The organism is Streptococcus cristatus (genome assembly GCF_008369405.1).
GTDB lineage: Bacteria > Bacillota > Bacilli > Lactobacillales > Streptococcaceae > Streptococcus > Streptococcus cristatus_G.
This window is the reverse complement of sequence record NZ_VSJJ01000003.1, coordinates 66,027-84,439: the sequence shown is the minus strand read 5'-3', so window position 1 is coordinate 84,439 and position 18,413 is coordinate 66,027. Positions and strand designations below refer to the sequence as shown.

Sequence of the window (18,413 nt, the reverse complement as noted above, 5' to 3'; positions counted from 1 at the left end):
CATAAAAAAATAAAGGTCGTGGTGTTTAAGCCACGACCTTTTAGATATAGCCTGAAAGAGATAAATTCTTCGAAAATAACTAATTTCCTTCACGCTTTTTACCAGCCATCTTGCTAAATACGGCAAAAAAGACCATTCCAAAGCCACTAAGAAGAGCAGAGACTAAACTTTCTTGTCCTGTCTTCGGCAGGCTTTCTTTTGTGTCTAGATTAGACACTTCTTCACTTGCTTTGGTTTCTGTATGATAGTTGACTGTAATCGACTTCATGCTTCTCGTTTCCTCCATTGCTTTGCCAGCTTCTGGCTGATGCTTCCGTTCTGGAGTGGGTACAACCCAGTTCTCAGGTTGAATCCGAGGTTTTACAATCATACCACCAGATTGATCTGGAATAGGAGTTGGAGGCACTACCGTTTCCTTCAAATAGGTCAAGATGTAGCGATTGATCTTATTGGTCACTTCATAAACAAAATCATTTTCTGCTACTTGGTAGCCTGACGGAAGTTCGATATGAACTCGATAGGTCCCATTCATCAACATGGTTTCAAAACTTGAAAGGTCATAGATACTTTGAGGAAGTTGATGAACGACTCCCTTTTCATCCGTCACTTTCACCAATGTTCCAGTAGGAACTGGCTTATCAAAACCGATTGTCAATTTATTTTCACTCAAATAGCGGGAAGCAAATGTGATCTTTCCATGCGGATTTTCTGGTGAAATCGTCACAGTCTTCACCAGTTCGGTTCCCCAATCATAATGGTAATCTGAAAGAGTAATCTTGGCAGTATAGGTGCCGAATGGAAGTTCTGGGAAGGTGCCTCTGTTGAAGGAAGCGTTAAATTCACCATCTACGACACGACCCTGATCATCAAATACTTGGTAGCGAACAATCGACGGATAGTAATTGAGCACCTCACCGTTACTGTCTGTAAAGGTAAGTTCTAAAGTTCCTTTTTCGGCTTTCTTTTGATTGTCTGGCCTTTCTTCAGGAGTTTCCTCTGGCTGCTCGGCACCCGGTGTCTCTGCTGCCACTGCCTTACCATGAATATCCAGTTCAGCTGTATTGTAAACCTTGTCCCAGATTGAATAACGAAGCGTTGAGATATCTACTCCCTCTGGAATGACATAAGTTCCGTCTTCTTCTGGAGTCAATGCATGCGTTTCTCTATCTTTGCTATATGATAGATAGGTTCCAGCAAGCCCGCTACCATTTTCGACAATCTTCCCAGGACGGAAAATCCTTGTGTCAGGATCATAATGAGCGCTACCTTCCTCTATACTTGGAGCTGTTGTGTCGATCTTCACTTTGAAGTTCAACTCTTGCTGCTTAGCTCCAGAAGCTGATGGTCGATAGGTAATGACAAATTGATATTCCCCATCTGGAAGTTGCTGGCCTTCCTTGTCCAAACCTTCCCAAGAAATTTCATAGAGCTCCACACCCCTGCTACCACTACGATAGCTCCAGTCCGTCTTCTTATGGCTCTCGTTTCCGATTTCATAAAGCGGTTGCTTACGCTCTGTGTCCTCTTTCTTGTAAACCGTCAGATGGACATTTTCAACATTTCGGAGCATGACTGCTTTCACCTTGACACTATCAAAGCTATAATCATTGTTTGGTGAAAAATAGATTTGGTCGCCATCAAATTTCTCGCCGTCTTGTCCGAGTGTCTTTGCTACAGATTCACCATTTTCATACACATAGCTAATCAGAGAAGTAAAATGATTATCAGGATGGCGTTCCTCTACTTCAGGAATCTTTTCATCAGGATAGTCCGTCTTGTCCTTATAGTAATAGAAAGGCTTGTCTGAACCAGTGTATTCATAAATCGGCTTTTCAATTCCTCGTAGATTTTGGTAGTCCCCTCGGAAACCTACATAAGGGAGACTGACTAAATGCTGTTTGCTCTCTGCATCTTTAACAAGGAAAAATCCTTCTAAGAAGTAGCCATTCGGCATTTGCTTGCTTAGCTCTGATTGGTACTTGCTGGCATCTACTGAAATGCGAATCGTTCGGTGGCTATGAGCTGGAATAGTGATTTTATCTTTACCAGCCAAGGTCTCCAAGAGACGTGGGTGAAGGGTAAATTTCCCGTCTTGAACCTGGTCGGTTTGCAGAGTAGTTTCATAAGTAATTGACTTTTCTTGGCCCGATAGATTATGAACCGTCACATCAAACTCGAAGGTGTCTTTCACATTTCCTAAAGTCAAGCTGCTCTTTTCGCCCTTGGCTGTGACATATAAATCACCTAGGGCAGCAGCCGTCACATCCATGACCCCTGCTCCCTGCTGACGAACAGAGGAATATGCCTTGGTTTCTTCATCCACATGGGGAACGGCCGTACTCATTGTCATCTGCTTGACAAGAATCTGAAGCTGTTCTGGCGTGAGATGAGGGAAACGCTCTTTCAAAGCCTGCTTGACCAAAACAGTCGCGCCCGCCGCATGAGGAGAGGCCATACTAGTTCCCCTATCCATGTAATATTCGCCGTCATTAACAGACGAATAAATCATGCCACCTGGCAGTGTCACATCTGGCTTCAAATCACCATCTGCTGATAAGCCCCAAGATGAAAAGTCTGACATCTGTCTCGCAGCATCATAAGGAACTCGCTTAAATTTGTTGGCAATATTCAGTTGGTAATCACTGGCATGCTGAGATAAAAGCTCTCCTGCGCGATGACCAATCACCCCAACAGGGAACCGTTCTCCTAGACCTTCAAGATCAAATGAAGTAGGGGTCTCCCCTTGCTCTTTTGTCTGATAGAAGACGACGCCTGTGGCACCAGCATCTTTTAGTTTTTTAATCTTTTCAACATCTGAAACCGCGCCGCCTCTTTCAGTCAGAACCAAACGGCCATTAAGCTGCTCCCCTTGGTAGTTTTCTAAGTCTCCATTTTCTACATGGATATAGTTTTGCGGAATGGTTGTCCTAAAGCCTTCCCGTTCAACAAAGGAATGCATTGGAATCTTACCATCAGGGAAATCTGCTGAACCAACCAGTTCCTTAACAGTCAGACTTGCTTCCGAAGAGACGTGTTTGGTTAAACTATTAATTGACGCAACAGAAATCACATTTGGATTGACTGACGGTGTCCCTGCCATTCCGTAATCAGGTGTTGTAGCCAGTGGCTTGCTATGCCAAAATCCATTGGTCGCCATATTGGTAGAAGCAACGGTGATGGTCACTCCTGCCCTACGGGCTTCATCAAAGGCTTGGCGTGTAATTTCTCCTACGTCATAGATGGAGCCAGAAGCTGTTCCTAAACTCATATTTATAGTATCGGCTCCAAGCTTCACAGCATCTTCTACAGCCTTGGTATAAATAAAGTTTTGGACTTGTCCACCTTTCGTATCTGAAAAGACGCGCAAAAACATAAGCTGAGCTTCTGGAGCGACACCTCGGATAATTTCTCCGTTTGGAGATGGTTTAGAGGCATTTCCTACGGCCGAACCTGCAACGTGGGCACCGTGTGAGATTGGATCATCCTCTTTGACATTGTCGTTCATATCACTATAATTGTGGACGTAGACAATTTTATTATTGTACCATTTACCGTAGGTAATACCTGCTTTTTTCTTAGCTGCCTCAATATCAGCTTCACTTTTGAATTTCGCCTTACTGATGTCCGTTAGACGAAAAACATCGTGGGCAGGATCAACGCCCGAGTCAATAACGGCTACAACCTGACCTTGGCCTTTAATCCCTTTATCCCAAAGCGGTTGAAGATTGATTAGGCTATTCTCTTCGCTGACTTTTGCAGAACTTGATATTGGAGAAGCTACGGTAGGTTGCGGAGATTCCACCCTTGTCCTACGAAGAGGAGCATAGTCAACAGCATCGACACGCGCCAAGCCTCGAATTCTCTTTGCATCCCCATAGGTTGTTTCTAAAGCTACCCCACTAAACAAAAGATTGATGTCGTAGAGTTTTTTAAACTGGATAGATTGTTTCTCTAGTTCCTTGAGAAATTCTTCATGTTCCCGATTGGTCTTTTCAATTCGAGTTGCCTTATCCGTTGCTGATGTGAAAGGTTGTTCTACAGTTGTTTTTTCCTCCTTCAGACGCACAAGTGCCTCCACAGGAGCCTCTTCGCCCAATTCATTTTCAGAAAGAATCGGTTCTTCCTTCCGAGGATTTTCTTTTAGAACTTCTTTGTCAGATGCTTTGGAATGATCTGAGAGAAGTTTATCACTACTGCTACTTTCCTTCTCAGACTTAGAAGCAGCTTCTGTGCTTGGCGCCCCTTTCTTTTCAGAGACAATGAGATTTGTTTCTACTTTTATTTCTACTGAGGGAGCCGTTGGAGGCTCATTTTCTTTCGTAAATGAATGACTGTCTTCTGTTTGCTTTGAAGCAAGGGAAGCCGACTCAGTTAAATCTTGAGTCCTTTCCACTTTCTGCTCCTGGACAGCATTTCCCTCCTGCCTTGCTTCCCCATCGTTTACCGCAGACACTGTGGCAATCTGATTCTCAGCTGTTACTGTATCTGCTGCAACCATAGGTCCAGCAAGAATGATCCCTATTACTATCGAGGCTATTCCGATAGCACACTTTCGAATTGAAAAACGTTGATTAGGTTGAAACTCCATATAAAAACTCCTTTATCTTCAGAATGGAGATAGCCACCTTTGCCACCTCCATCCTGATGTACAAATTCACTTATACTTTAAAATGATTAGTTCTGACTTTCTTTTCTTTTTTGAAGAATAAAGCCTAGGCCAAGAAGATATAGAACAAAACCTACAAGACCAAGCTTGTCTCCAGCCTGTCCCGTCTTCGGTAGGGTTTCTTTTGCATCCTGATTAGATGATTCTAGTCCACCTTGCGCATTCTTTTCACTCGGTTTGTCATACATCGGACGCAAATCTGCTTGTTTCTGATTTAATTGTTGCTCTTCTTTCTCCTTTCCAGTCTCTTTATCAGGAACAGGTGTTTTATCTGGAGAAAGAGGATTCGGAACTGGTGCTGGATTTGGGCTTGGTGCTGGTGTTGGATTAACTGGATTATTTTCTGTGACTTCTACAAATGTTGTTAAGAAGCGATTGATTCTTTCACCAACCGAATAGAAAACATCATTTTCTACTGCACGATAGCCTTTTGGCAAATCAATATGAATGCGATAATCTCCATTTAAAAGGAGCTTCTCAAAAGTCTTTGGTTCATATAAAGTTTGCTCTAACTCATGCTGTTCGCCACTATCCTTATGAATAGCAAAGACCTTGGTACCAGATGGCAAGTCCTTGTCAAAGACCACATTAAAACGATTCTTAGATTTGTAATGGTAGACAAAGTTGACCACACCTTCTGGATGTTCTTTCGTCAATTCAACCGTCACAGTTGTAGGAGACACCCATGAATAGTTTTCGTCTTGACCAACTACTTTAACAGTATAACTACCGAAAGGCAGTCTTGGAAGATTGCTTTCATAATAGGTATTAAATTCCTTATCAACACGATTGCCTTCACTGTCAAATACCTGATAGCGCATTATCTCAGGATATTGAGAAGTTGGATTACCTACCTCGTCCACAATTCGAACCTCTAAACGTCCATCCTTAGCTTCTGCTTTCTCTGTATCAGGGTTTGTTCCCTCTTTTTCTGGTGCTTCTTCTTTCTCAGTTGAAGCTGGCTCCTTTTCCCCATCAATTGTTAAAGTATTCGTATTATAAACCTTATCCCAAATAGAGAAACGAACAGTCGTCAAGTCGACTCCTTCTGGAATATGATAAGAGCCATCCTGATTCGGAGTGATTTCAATCGTTTGTCCATCTTTTTGGTAGGACAAGTATTTACCAGCTAAGCCACTTCCTTCTTCAATAATTGTTCCCGGTCTAAAGGTACGAGTTTTTGGATCATAGAGGTCTTTGCTCGTCGCTAATTGTGGAACCTGATTGTCTACCTTGACTTTTAAGGTGATTTCTTGAGGTTTTGCTCCTGGTGTACTTGGTCGATAGGTCAGGACATATTGGTATTCTCCATCAGGAACGACTTGATCATTTTGGTCTTTCCCTGCCCAATGACTAGCATAAAGAACTTTACTCCGATCATTGATTCTCCAACCAAAATCAGATTTTTTCTGACTTTCATTGCCATTTTCGTAAATCGGATGCTCCCGTTTTACATCGTCCGCCTTATAGACCGCCAAATGAATATTGTCCACATTTCTCAAAACAACGGCATTTAACTTAACCGTGTCAAAGTGTCCATCACCATTCGGAGAGAAGGCTAATGCATTTCCATCATATTTCCCATCTGTTTCTCCCAAGACAACCTGCTCGTCTTGCCCATTTCTACGGATGGAACTGAGCAAGGCAGTGAAGTGATTTCCTGGATCCTTGACAGGATTTTCTGCTTTTTCGTCTTTGTAGTAGTAGAAAGGCTTGTCATTGCCAGTGAATTTATAAACCGGCTTTTCGATACCGGGTAGATCTTGGTAATGCCCCTTGAAGCCGATATACGGAATGCTGACCTCATCTTTTTGAGTCTTGGCATCCTTAAAGAAGACGAAACCTTCTAAAAAGTAGCCATTTCTCATTTGTTCGGAAAGTTCCTTAGTATAAGCACTCGTATTGACCTGAATTGGCACAGTCACACTGCCTTTCGGTGGTACAACAATTGTCTTATCACCTTGCTGCTCCAGCAATTGACGCATTTGCAGTGTAATCCGCCCGTTTTCCACCTGATCTGTATTGACAACTGTTCGATAGGTGAGCTCTTTAGCTTCAGAGCCTAAATTATGGACAGTAACGTTAAATGTGAAGCTTTCATTAACATTTCCAAGGGTCATACTGCTATCGCTACCTTTTCCAGTAACGTATAGATTGCCAAAAGCCGCACCTGCAGCATCCATGAGTCCAGAGCCCTGTTGCCGGACAGAAGAATAAGTATTACTTTCCTTGTCCTTGTGTGGCTTGGCAGTACTCATGACAAGCTGGCGAAGTAAAGTATGGATCTGTTCTGGGCTATATTGTGGGAAGCGTTGTTCCAAGGCCTGCTTAATCAGGGTTGTTGCCCCTGCGGCATGCGGAGTTGCCATACTGGTTCCAGAGTCCATATCATAAGAGCCGTCTGGAATAGCTGAGTAAATATTACCTCCCGGCAAGGTCACATCTGGCTTCAGCATTCCTTCAGCTGACAGTCCCCAACCTGTAAAATGGAGCATCTTATTTGCTTCACTATACGGAAGCTTTTTCACTTCTTGATGGAAGGTCAGCTTGTATTCCCCAGCATGTGCTGCTAATTCTTTACCAAGCGTATGCCCTAGGACACTGACAGGATAAAACGAACCCCAATACCCCATCGAAAGGTTTTGCAGTTGATCTCCTTGCTCCTCATTTTGATAAACCAACACTCCTTTAGCACCAGATTGTCGAAGCGTATTTACTTTGTCTTCATCTGTAACATCACCGCCACTTTCAACTAGGGCAATTTTACCCTTAACGCTTGCCATTCGGTAGGATTCTTCTCCACCTTTCGGCACATAAACATAGGATTGTGGCCCTTCAACTGGGAATGGCAGACGATAAACAGGCAAGTCAATTAGACCATTCTGAAACTCTTGCTTGTCCTTTAAGGCAGGTATCTCCAAACGAATTTTTGTTTCATGGCTGACTCTATTATTAAAAGCACCGATGGCTAGGATACCCTTTTCAAGTGCTGGCTCATCAACGGTTCCTGTATCAGGCGCATCCGCTTTAGGCTTAGCTTGCCAATAGCCACTCACAGCATAGTTCCCAGCTGCAGCACTAATGACAACACCTGCCTTTCTCGCAAACTCAAAGGCTTGCCGAGTAAGAGGATTTGTATCAGCTTCTGAACCATTGACACCACCAAAACTCATATTTATGGTATCCGCACCAAGCTTGACAGCATCTTCAACGGCTTTTGCAACGACAAAGCCCTGTTCAGTCATTCCTTTCTTATCTGAAAAGATCCGCATAAACATTAGCTGCGCTTCTGGCGCTACCCCTTTGACCAATTCTCCAGTTGGAGCTGGTTTGGTTGCATTTCCAACGGCTGATCCCGCAACGTGCGTTCCGTGTGAACGTGGATCATCTTCTTTGATCTCATCGTTCATATCAGAATAGTTGTAAGCATAGATTACCTTGTCGTTATACCATTTACCATAGCTAATCCCTGCCTTTTTCATAGCAGCTTCCATCTGCTCTTTATTTTTGTATTTAGCCTTGCTTTTATCGGTTAAACTAAAGAGGTTATGGTCATAATCCAGACCAGTATCTAGCACAGCTACTACACGCCCCTGTCCTTTTATCCCCTTATCCTAGAGAGGTTGTAGATTGATCAGTTCATTTTCCTCACTGACCTTAGTTGGCAATACAGTAGTTTGCTTTTTAGGAAGGTACTTAGAGTCACTAGCATTTGAAAGGGTGGTGATTTCAACATTCTCAACTCGAGCAACTTTGCGAATTTTCAGGGCATCCTTGTAGCTTGTCTCTAAAACAAAGCCATTAAAAATCAGATCAAAATCTGCTAGTTTCTTATACTGGATACCTCTTTCATCCAATTCTTTTAAAACCGCATCCTTGATTGGTTGATTTTCATTCAGACGAGATGCAATTTCTACCGCCCCTACTGGGGCTTCTTTTTTCTTGCTTTCTAAGCGAACTAAGGCTTGTACACGCGCTTCTTCATTCACCTTTTCAGCAGGGCTTGGCTTGACCTCAACTTCAGGTTTAGAAACGTCTGGATCGGCCTTCTTTACTTCAAGCACTGGGGCTTTTTCTGATTGAGCTTCCTGCTTGCTTTCTTGCTCACTCTTATCAAGGATCGACTCTGATGTCTCAAGCTTTGGACTCTCATTCTCTACCTTAGCAGGAGCGTTCTTTATGTCAGTCTTAGCTACCTGCTGACCGCTTGCCTCTATTACTGTCGGCACTATTTGTGAATCATCAGACACCGACTCTGCTGTCTTCACAAGTTCCGAACCTTGTTCTACTACTGCTGGAGGAGTCGATGCTTGTTCCTGCGCCAAAACAGCCGGCCCATAAAAAAGGCATCCGACCACCACGGATACAAGGCCAACTGCATATTTACGAAAAGAAAACCGTTGCTGTCTGTTATATCTCATAATCAAACCTCCTGTATTTTTTTGTAAGCGGTTACTTCGTTTTCATTGTAGTCTTTATATTTTTTTTAGTCAATAAAAAAATAGGTAAAACATAGGAATGTAATATAATTCTAATTTTTCTGATAATTATTTTATTGAATATTTTTGACAATATTCAATAAAACATCTAACTAAAATCAAAAAAACGAGGGGCCTCCCTAAAACTCGAAATAGACCCTCGTTTCTTTTTACTTATTTCCTGATTATTAAGCTGCAATTCCTACCCATTATCCATAAACATTCTTTTAACCTACAGATGAATTTATTTTATTCTATATGACAAGGGGTATAAAACTTATATTCCATTCAGATAGATCTTTGCCATCAAGTGAGAATGAGATCGACTTGTAAAATTAGACGATTCTACCCTGATCAACAACTAACTTGCCTGCTTTATAAACTTGATGGGTCAGGTTGGTCGCAAAGAAATAAAGTGGATAGTCGATATTCTTAGCGTCTAGAATGGTAATGTCCGCCTGCTTACCAGTATCAAAGCTGCCAATCTTATCTTGGCGGTTAACTGAGTAGGCCGCATTGATGGTTACAGCGTTAAGGACTTCTACTGGCGTCAGACGCATCATAAAGCAGCCCAGCTGCATAACGAACTGCAGATTAGCTGTCGGACAAGAGCCTGGATTGCTGTCAGTAGTTAGAGTGATGGCCATACCAGCTTCCAGCATCTTGCGGGCTGGTGCATAGGTATCTTCCATCAGACTGAAGGTAGTCGCTGGCAGGAGATTGCCGATAACCTTGGCTTCTGCCATCTTGCGAATGCCCTCATCGGTCGCTACCATCAAGTGCTCTGCACTCGTCGCTCCTAGCTCAGCTGCTACATCTACTCCACCGATCGATTCGATCTCATCAGCATGGATACGAAGCTTGAAGCCCATTTCCTTAGCCTTAGAAAGTAAGTAGCGTGACTCGTCAGCTGTAAAGACTCCTTTTTCACAGAAAATATCACAGAATTCAGCTAGATTTTCTGCTTTTACCCGAGGCAGCATTTCCTCGACGATAAGCTCCAGATATTCCTGAGAGCGTCCCTTGTATTCTGGTGGAACGGCGTGGGCAGCCATAAAGGTAGAAACGAGATCAATCTCGTGGTCACGGTTCAGAGCCCCAACGACATCTAGCTGGCGCTTCTCTGTTTCCCAGTCCAGACCATAGCCACTCTTGGCCTCGACAGTCGTCACCCCATGCAGCAGCATATAGTCCAGCAGTCTCTTGGACTTATCGTAGAGAGTGTCAAAAGAAGCTTCTCGTGTCGCCCGAACCGTACTGAGAATACCGCCGCCTTGAGCAAGAATCTCCAGATAAGGGACACCGGCTAATTTCTTGGCAAATTCATGTTCCCGGCTGCCACCGTAGACCAAGTGAGTGTGACAGTCGATCAAGCCAGGTGTGGCAATCTTGCCTTCATAAGACTGAATCTTAGTATCAGGTCCAACCAGACTGGCATCTGGCTCTCCGCTGCCAACTGCTAGGATTTTGCCGCCTTTGACTGCAATGTAGCCGTCCTCCAAGACCTGAGCCTCCTTCATCTCCTCGCCAAAAAGGGGATGTCCGAGGTCCTTGGGACAGAAGACTTGATTAAAGTGAGTTAATAGTAAATCAGCAGTCATGCTTGTTCCTCCATTCATTTTCCAACTTATCCGCTTTTCATCATAATACACTATCGTCAAATTATAGTCAAAAACCAATATATATTAGATATATTGATATTTTTTATCTTTAGAAATATTTTCTTGACTTTGTACTGACGGTGCTGTTATAAAATAAGGTTAAAACTTAAGTTATTTTACAAGGAGGAAATAAACATGTCATTCTACAGCGAACAAGATATTGCAGCAGCAATGACCGTCAAATTAGACGATGTATTACCTGAAAAAACGGTTTTCCAAGAAGGCATCCGTCGCGCACCTGACCGGGGCTTCCATTTGACTCAAGCTCAAACCGAAATCGCTCTAAAAAATGCCCTTCGCTATATTCCAAAGAGATTCCATGAGGAAGTAATTCCAGAATTTCTGGAAGAGCTGAAAACTCGCGGACGGATTTATGGCTACCGCTGGCGTCCAAAAGAACGCATCTACGGCAAACCCATCGATGAATATAAAGGAAACTGTACCGCAGCCAAAGCTATGCAGGTCATGATTGACAACAACCTGAGCTTTGAAATCGCTCTTTATCCTTATGAATTGGTTACCTACGGAGAAACTGGGTCTGTCTGCGCCAACTGGATGCAGTACAACCTGATCAAGAAATACTTGGAAGTCATGACTGACCATCAAACCTTGGTCGTGGAATCTGGCCACCCGCTCGGACTTTTCAAATCTAAACCAGAAGCTCCGCGTGTCATCATCACCAATGGTCTCTTGGTTGGTGAATACGACAATATGAAGGACTGGGAAATTGCGGAAGAAATGGGCGTGACCAACTACGGTCAAATGACAGCCGGCGGCTGGATGTATATCGGCCCTCAAGGTATCGTCCATGGTACTTTCAACACCCTCCTCAATGCTGGGCGTTTGAAGCTGGGTGTGGCTGACGACGGCGACCTGACTGGCAAACTCTTCATCTCTTCTGGCCTAGGTGGCATGAGTGGAGCTCAAGGGAAAGCAGCTGAAATCGCTAAAGCAGTAGCAATCATAGCTGAAGTAGACCAATCTCGGATTGAAACTCGTCACTCTCAAGGATGGATTAGCCAATTAGCCGAAAGTCCAAAAGAAGCAATCGATTTGGCTCAGAAAGCTCTGGAAGCTGGCGAATCCACTTCTATCGCCTATCATGGTAACATTGTAGACCTCTTAGAATATGTCAACGCGAACAATATCCATGTAGATTTGCTGTCTGACCAAACTTCTTGCCACAATGTTTACGACGGCGGCTACTGTCCAGCTGGTATCAACTTTGAAGAGCGGACACGCCTCCTAGCTGAAGACAAGGAAACCTTTGCTAAGTTGGTTGATGAAACCTTGGAACGTCACTTCAAGGCAATCAAGACCTTGACTAACAATGGCACTTACTTCTTTGACTACGGTAACGCCTTTATGAAGGCAGTCTATGACTCTGGCATCAAGGAAATTTCTAAGAATGGCTTTGATGACAAAGACGGCTTTATCTGGCCATCTTATGTAGAAGATATCATGGGGCCAATGCTCTTTGACTATGGTTATGGTCCTTTCCGTTGGGTATGTCTGAGCGGTAAGCACGAAGACCTAGTCGCTACTGACCATGCAGCTATGGAAGTGATCGACCCTAACCGCCGCTACCAAGACCGCGACAACTACAACTGGATCCGAGATGCAGAAAAGAACCAGTTGGTTGTTGGAACTCAGGCTCGGATTCTCTACCAAGACTGTATGGGTCGTGTCAATATCGCCCTCAAGTTCAATGAATTAGTACGCGAAGGCAAGATTGGCCCTGTCATGATCGGCCGTGACCACCACGACGTATCTGGTACCGATTCTCCATTCCGTGAAACTTCCAATATTAAGGACGGTTCTAATGTTACCTGCGACATGGCTGTGCAATGTTACGCTGGTAATGCCGCTCGTGGTATGAGTCTGGTAGCTCTCCACAACGGTGGCGGAACTGGTATCGGTAAAGCAATCAACGGTGGCTTTGGCTTGGTACTAGACGGTAGCGAACGCATTGATGAAATCATCAAATCTGCTATCGCTTGGGATACAATCGGCGGAGTTGCACGTCGTAACTGGGCACGTAATGAGCATGCTATTGAGACAGCTATCGAGTACAACCGCCTCCACCAAGGAACAGACCACATTACCATTCCGTACTTAACTGACGAAGATTTGGTCAAAGAATCTGTTAAGAAATTGTTCGAATAGGAAAAACTTGTCCCCCAACTTCCGACCTGAGCTGGGTATCAACCTGGCTCAAGAGGAGGTTCTACTTTATTAAGTTCATATTATAAATTAAAATTATTGATATCACGAGGTAATATCTTATGGCAAAAATTGTTGAATGTATTCCTAACTTTTCTGAAGGTCGCAACCAGGCGGTCATTGACGGTTTGGTGGAAACTGCTAAGAGCGTGCCAGGAGTGACACTTTTGGACCACTCTTCTGATGCCAGCCACAACCGCAGCGTCTTTACCTTGGTCGGCGACGATCAAAACATTCAGGAAGTTGCCTTCCGTTTGGTTAAATATGCTTCTGAAAACATTGACTTGACCAAGCACCAAGGCGAACACCCTCGTATGGGCGCAACAGATGTCCTGCCTTTTGTACCGATTAAGGACATCACAAGTGAGGAATGCGTAGAAATTGCGAAGACTGTATCTGAACGGATCAACCGTGAGCTCGGTATTCCTATCTTCCTCTATGAAGATGCAGCGACTCGTCCAGAGCGTAAAAATTTGGCTAAGGTTCGTAAAGGACAATTTGAAGGCATGCCAGAAAAACTCTTGGAACCTGACTGGGCGCCTGACTACGGTGAAAGAAAGATTCACCCAACTGCTGGTGTCACTGCTGTTGGTGCTAGAATGCCACTCGTTGCCTACAACATCAATTTGGATACAGACGATTTGGAAATTGCCAATAATATTGCCAAAATCATCCGTGGATCAAGCGGTGGCTACAAGTACTGTAAAGCGATCGGTGTTATGCTGGAAGACCGCAACATTGCTCAGGTTTCTATCAATATGGTCAACCTGGAAAAATTCCCACTCTATCGTGTTTTTGAAACTGTTCGCTTTGAAGCCAAACGCTACGGAGTTGGAATCCTCGGCTCAGAAGTCATTGGTTTGGCGCCAGCTAAGGCTCTGATTGACGCAGCAGAATACTATCTGCAAATCGAAGACTTTGACTACGGCAAGCAAGTTCTGGAAAATCATTTGCTGGGCTAGGAGGACAGAAAACTATGAAATTAGTAGATTTAAGCTTGACAGAATTTGCCAAAGTCCTAGGCTCAGATGCTCCTGCACCAGGAGGCGGCTCTGCCGCTGCTCTTTCCGCAGCCAACGGTATTTCCCTTACTAAGATGGTCTGTGAATTAACCCTTGGCAAGAAAAAATACGCAGAATTTGAAGCAGAAATTGCTCAAGTGCACGCAGAAAGTGCCCGCCTGCAAGAAAGGCTGCTCGCAGCTATCGACAAGGACACTGAAGCCTTCAATCTGGTCTCTGCTGTCTTTGATATGCCTAAGGAAACAGAGGAAGATAAGGCTGCCCGTCGGGAAGCGATGCAACAAGCCCTCAAGGAAGCGACCAAGTCACCTTATGGCATGATGGAAGATATTTTGGCTGCCTTGCAAACAACTCAAAAGGCCGTCGGCAAGTCCAATACCAATGCTGCCAGCGACTTGGGGGTAGCAGCTCTCAACCTTAAGGCTGGCCTGCAAGGTGCTTGGCTCAATGTCCTCATCAACCTGTCAGGCGTCAAGGATGAAGCATTCGTCGCAGACTACCGCAGCAAGGGTGAAGAGCTCCTACAAAAAGGCTGCGCTCTAGCAGATGAAATTTATCAAGAAATTTTGAAAGTTGTCTAATAGATAAACGGAAGAGAAGTTCGCTCTTTCCCATGAATGGACTTTCTTTTCTCAAGAGATAACAATATGGTTTTATCAGATATTGAAATTGCCAATTCGGTTCAAATGAAGCCCATCAAAGAAGTAGCAGAAAAGCTAGGAATTGCTGAAGACGCCCTGTCTCTTTATGGAAATTACAAGGCAAAAATCAGTGCCGGCCAACTGGAAGCCTTAAAAGACAAGCCAGACGGCAAACTGATTCTCGTGACAGCTATTTCTCCGACAACAGCCGGAGAAGGCAAGACCACGACTTCTGTAGGATTGGTCGATGCTCTGGCTGCTATCGGTAAAAAAGCCGTTATCGCTCTGCGGGAGCCTTCACTCGGACCTGTCTTTGGTATCAAAGGCGGAGCTGCTGGCGGTGGTCACGCCCAGGTTGTACCCATGGAGGACATCAATCTCCACTTCACTGGTGACTTTCATGCCATCGGTGTTGCCAACAACCTGCTGGCAGCCCTCATTGATAACCACATCCATCATGGCAATACCTTAGGCATCGACTCTCGCCGCATCACTTGGAAGCGGGCAGTGGATATGAATGACCGGCAATTGCGCCACATTGTGGATGGCTTACAAGGCAAGGTCAACGGCGTTCCACGTGAAGATGGTTTCGACATTACAGTTGCTTCTGAGGTTATGGCTATTCTTTGTCTGTCAGAAAATATTACCGATCTCAAGAACCGTTTGGAAAAAATCATCATTGGCTACAGCTTTGAAGGTAAGCCAATAACTGCTAAGGATCTGAAAGCTGGTGGCGCTATGGCTGCTGTGCTCAAAGACGCTATCCATCCAAACTTGGTTCAAACTCTGGAACACACGCCTGCCTTGATTCACGGCGGACCTTTCGCCAACATTGCTCATGGCTGTAACAGTGTCCTAGCTACCAAGCTGGCTCTCAAATATGCCGACTATGCAGTCACAGAAGCTGGTTTCGGTGCTGACCTCGGTGCTGAAAAATTCATCGATATCAAATGCCGTACATCTGGTCTTCGCCCATCAGCTGTAGTTCTGGTTGCTACCATCCGCGCTCTCAAGATGCACGGTGGGGTGGCTAAGAGTGACCTAGCTGAAGAAAATGTCCAAGCTGTTGTAGATGGTCTGCCAAACTTAGAAAAACATCTGGAAAACATTCAAGATGTTTATGGACTGCCAGCTGTCGTTGCTATTAATAAATTCCCGCTGGATACCGAAGCAGAGTTGCAAGCAGTTTATGACGCCTGCCAAAAACGCGGGGTTGACGTAGTGATTTCTGACGTCTGGGCAAATGGCGGAGCCGGCGGTAAAGAACTAGCTGAAAAAGTCGTCCAACTGGCCGAAGGAGACAATCACTTCCAATTTGTATATAATGAAGAGGACTCCATTGAGACCAAGCTCAACAAAATTGTTACTAAGGTCTATGGAGGCAAAGGCGTTCGCCTGACTCCTGCCGCTAAACGTGAGCTCAAACAACTGGAAGAACTGGGCTTCTCCAACTATCCTATCTGTATGGCTAAGACTCAGTACTCTTTCTCAGACGATGCTAAGAAACTGGGCGCACCTAAAGACTTTGTTGTGACTATCAGCCAGCTAAAAGTTTCTGCCGGTGCAGGATTCATCGTCGCTCTGACTGGTGCAATCATGACCATGCCAGGGCTGCCTAAGGTGCCAGCCAGCGAAAAGATTGATGTTGACAAAGACGGCAACATCAGCGGTTTGTTCTAATAAATACCAAAAATGACAAATGTAACCCTTTTAAGAGTAAACGATTTTCAAGTTTCCGATTGGTCAGGGGGAAAGACGAAGCAACTTTATCTTTCCCCGCCAACTGGCCACTATGGCAAGCGGGAATTTGACTATCGGCTCTCAACAGCGACTGTGGAGTTGGCTGAAAGTCAGTTTTCTGACCTCAGCGGCTTTCACCGCATTCTCATGAGCCTGGACCACACACTTCATCTCCACAATGCCAGTCGGCAGGAGGAAACGGTTCTAGCTCCCTTTACCCCCTATTTTTTCGAAGGGAGTGATCCTATCACAAGTCGGGGGACTTGTACCGACTTTAACTTAATCTACAGCGACCATTATCAGGGACAGATGCTTACCATCTCAGATAGAGAAGAGCTTATTCAAGATGAAGCAATTCAATTTATCTATGCCTTGAGTGATTTGACGGTGACAGGAACAGGCCTGCCATCGCTTAACCTAGAGACAGGGCAACTTCTGATAGTGGAAAAAGATGCTCAGGAAACTGAGCTGCGAATAATGTTTTCGAGTAACCAGCCAACGGGTGCTCCCCTTGCTATATGGGCTGGTTTGACCCATATCCCTACTAAGTAAAGATACAAGGATGTCCTATCATCGTTCTATCTTTACTTGGAAAGGATCCCACATCTCTAAAGGAGAAACATTATTATGAATGCGACTAAACTCACTGCACAAGAACAAGAGCGAGAAAATGCGAAATTCAGCTTTTCTGGCGCTACTCTCTATGGTATCAATGCTGTTATCGGTTCAGGAATTTTCCTCCTACCGCAAAAGATTTATAAAGGACTTGGTCCTGCCTCTCTAGCTGTCATGTTTGGAACCGCCATCCTCGTTATTCTCCTAGCCGTCTGCTTGGCAGAAACTGCGGGTTATTTTAATAAAAACGGCGGAGCCTTCCAATATTCCAAAGCAGCCTTTGGAGACTTTGTCGGATTTAATGTTGGCTTCCTAGGCTGGGCGGTTACCATCATCGCTTGGTCAGCAATGGCAGCAGGATTTGCGAGACTTTTTGTCATTACTTTTAAATCCTTTGCCCCTTATGAACTTCTGCTCAGTGTAAGCCTGATTATCCTACTCAGTCTGATGAATATCTCAGGTCTTAAGACCTCCAAAATGTTCACCTTGACCGCAACTGTAGCCAAGCTCATCCCAATTGTCGCTTTCAGTCTATGTGCAATTTTCTCCATCAAAGGAGGAATTGACAAAGGAAACTTCACTCCGTTTCTTCAGCTAGAACCTGGCGTGGATATCATGAAAGCCATCTCTAGTACAGCTATCTACATTTTCTACGGTTTCATCGGTTTTGAAACCATGTCTATCGTTGCCGGTGAAATGCGCAACCCAGAAAAGAATGTACCTCGGGCTATTTTGGGCTCTATCAGTATTGTATCTGTTCTCTATATGCTGATTATCGCAGGAACTATCGCCATGCTAGGTAGCCGAATCCTACAAACAGATGCCTCTGTACAAGACGCCTTTGTCGAAATGATTGGCCCTGCTGGAGCATGGATTGTTTCTATCGGAGCGCTGATCTCTATTGCTGGACTTAACATCGGGGAATCTATCATGGTTCCACGTTATGGTGCAGCCATTGCAGATGAAGGCTTGTTACCTAAAAAAATCGCTGAAACCAACGCTAAAAACGCCCCTGTAATTGCCATTATTATCTCTGGACTTTTGTCCATCGCCCTACTCTTTACAGGAACATTTGAAGTATTAGCGGCTCTCAGCGTAGTCTTCCGCTTCTTCCAATACATCCCAACTGCTCTAGCCGTATTGGTATTGAGAAAGAAATATCCAGATAAAAAAGTGGTCTTCCGCGTTCCATTTGGTCCAGTCATTCCAATTTTGGCAGTTCTAGTCAGCCTCGTCATGATTTGGGGTGAAAATCCAATGAACTATGTCTATGGTCTCATCGGTGTCCTTGTCGCCAGCGCAGTCTACTATATCTATATAGTACTGATTTGTAAAAATAAAGTTCTTGAACAAAAAGGAGAATGAAT

8 protein-coding genes and 2 pseudogenes are annotated in these 18,413 nt (G+C 44.4%); 6 read left to right on the top strand and 4 right to left on the bottom strand.

The window, feature by feature from the left end; genetic code table 11:
- Window positions 1-79: 79 nt before the first annotated feature.
- The 4 genes and pseudogenes from FXF62_RS04245 to hutI form a co-directional block, all read right to left on the bottom strand.
- On the bottom strand, window positions 80-4,588 hold the full coding sequence (locus FXF62_RS04245) for an SGO_0316/SGO_0317 family LPXTG-anchored serine peptidase (protein WP_149517782.1): 4,509 nt from the start codon (window positions 4,586-4,588) through the stop codon (window positions 80-82).
- Window positions 4,589-4,674: 86 nt separating this feature from the next.
- A pseudogene (locus tag FXF62_RS04240) lies at window positions 4,675-8,742 on the bottom strand (SGO_0316/SGO_0317 family LPXTG-anchored serine peptidase); the annotation flags it as partial.
- Between the two features lie 282 nt (window positions 8,743-9,024).
- A pseudogene (locus FXF62_RS10980) lies at window positions 9,025-9,087 on the bottom strand (YSIRK-type signal peptide-containing protein); the annotation flags it as partial.
- 392 nt (window positions 9,088-9,479) lie between these two features.
- Entirely contained in the window at window positions 9,480-10,745 is a 1,266-nt protein-coding gene (gene hutI, locus FXF62_RS04235) for an imidazolonepropionase (protein ID WP_149517781.1), read from the bottom strand.
- Between the two features lie 195 nt (window positions 10,746-10,940).
- Between hutI and FXF62_RS04230 the strand changes: the two genes are divergently transcribed.
- From FXF62_RS04230 to FXF62_RS04205, 6 genes are all read left to right on the top strand, one after another.
- Complete coding sequence (locus FXF62_RS04230) at window positions 10,941-12,971, top strand: urocanate hydratase (protein WP_149517780.1); 2,031 nt, start codon at window positions 10,941-10,943, stop codon at window positions 12,969-12,971.
- Window positions 12,972-13,090: 119 nt separating this feature from the next.
- Window positions 13,091-13,990, top strand: a complete 900-nt coding sequence (gene ftcD, locus FXF62_RS04225) for a glutamate formimidoyltransferase (protein ID WP_149517779.1) — start codon at window positions 13,091-13,093, stop codon at window positions 13,988-13,990.
- A gap of 14 nt (window positions 13,991-14,004) precedes the next feature.
- Entirely contained in the window at window positions 14,005-14,631 is a 627-nt protein-coding gene (locus FXF62_RS04220) for a cyclodeaminase/cyclohydrolase family protein (RefSeq protein WP_149517778.1), read from the top strand.
- A 66-nt stretch (window positions 14,632-14,697) separates the two neighbouring features.
- Window positions 14,698-16,371 (top strand): formate--tetrahydrofolate ligase, encoded by a 1,674-nt coding sequence (locus FXF62_RS04215; protein WP_149517777.1) that lies wholly within the window; start codon window positions 14,698-14,700, stop codon window positions 16,369-16,371.
- 12 nt (window positions 16,372-16,383) lie between these two features.
- Window positions 16,384-16,983, top strand: coding sequence for a HutD/Ves family protein (locus FXF62_RS04210; RefSeq protein ID WP_149517776.1), 600 nt, complete (start codon window positions 16,384-16,386; stop codon window positions 16,981-16,983).
- Between the two features lie 75 nt (window positions 16,984-17,058).
- Entirely contained in the window at window positions 17,059-18,411 is a 1,353-nt protein-coding gene (locus tag FXF62_RS04205; RefSeq protein WP_149517775.1) for an APC family permease, read from the top strand.
- Window positions 18,412-18,413 lie beyond the last annotated feature (2 nt).

What these genes read in the sequence shown, in the direction of transcription:
- FXF62_RS04215 (WP_149517777.1), top strand. Translation starts at nt 14,698, where the DNA reads ATGGTTTTATCAGATATTGAAATTGCCAATTCGGTTCAAATGAAGCCC.
- FXF62_RS04210 (WP_149517776.1), top strand. Translation starts at nt 16,384, where the DNA reads ATGACAAATGTAACCCTTTTAAGAGTAAACGATTTTCAAGTTTCCGAT.
- FXF62_RS04245 (WP_149517782.1), bottom strand. Translation starts at nt 4,588, where the DNA reads ATGGAGTTTCAACCTAATCAACGTTTTTCAATTCGAAAGTGTGCTATC.
- ftcD (WP_149517779.1), top strand. Translation starts at nt 13,091, where the DNA reads ATGGCAAAAATTGTTGAATGTATTCCTAACTTTTCTGAAGGTCGCAAC.
- FXF62_RS04220 (WP_149517778.1), top strand. Translation starts at nt 14,005, where the DNA reads ATGAAATTAGTAGATTTAAGCTTGACAGAATTTGCCAAAGTCCTAGGC.
- hutI (WP_149517781.1), bottom strand. Translation starts at nt 10,745, where the DNA reads ATGACTGCTGATTTACTATTAACTCACTTTAATCAAGTCTTCTGTCCC.
- FXF62_RS04205 (WP_149517775.1), top strand. Translation starts at nt 17,059, where the DNA reads ATGAATGCGACTAAACTCACTGCACAAGAACAAGAGCGAGAAAATGCG.
- FXF62_RS04230 (WP_149517780.1), top strand. Translation starts at nt 10,941, where the DNA reads ATGTCATTCTACAGCGAACAAGATATTGCAGCAGCAATGACCGTCAAA.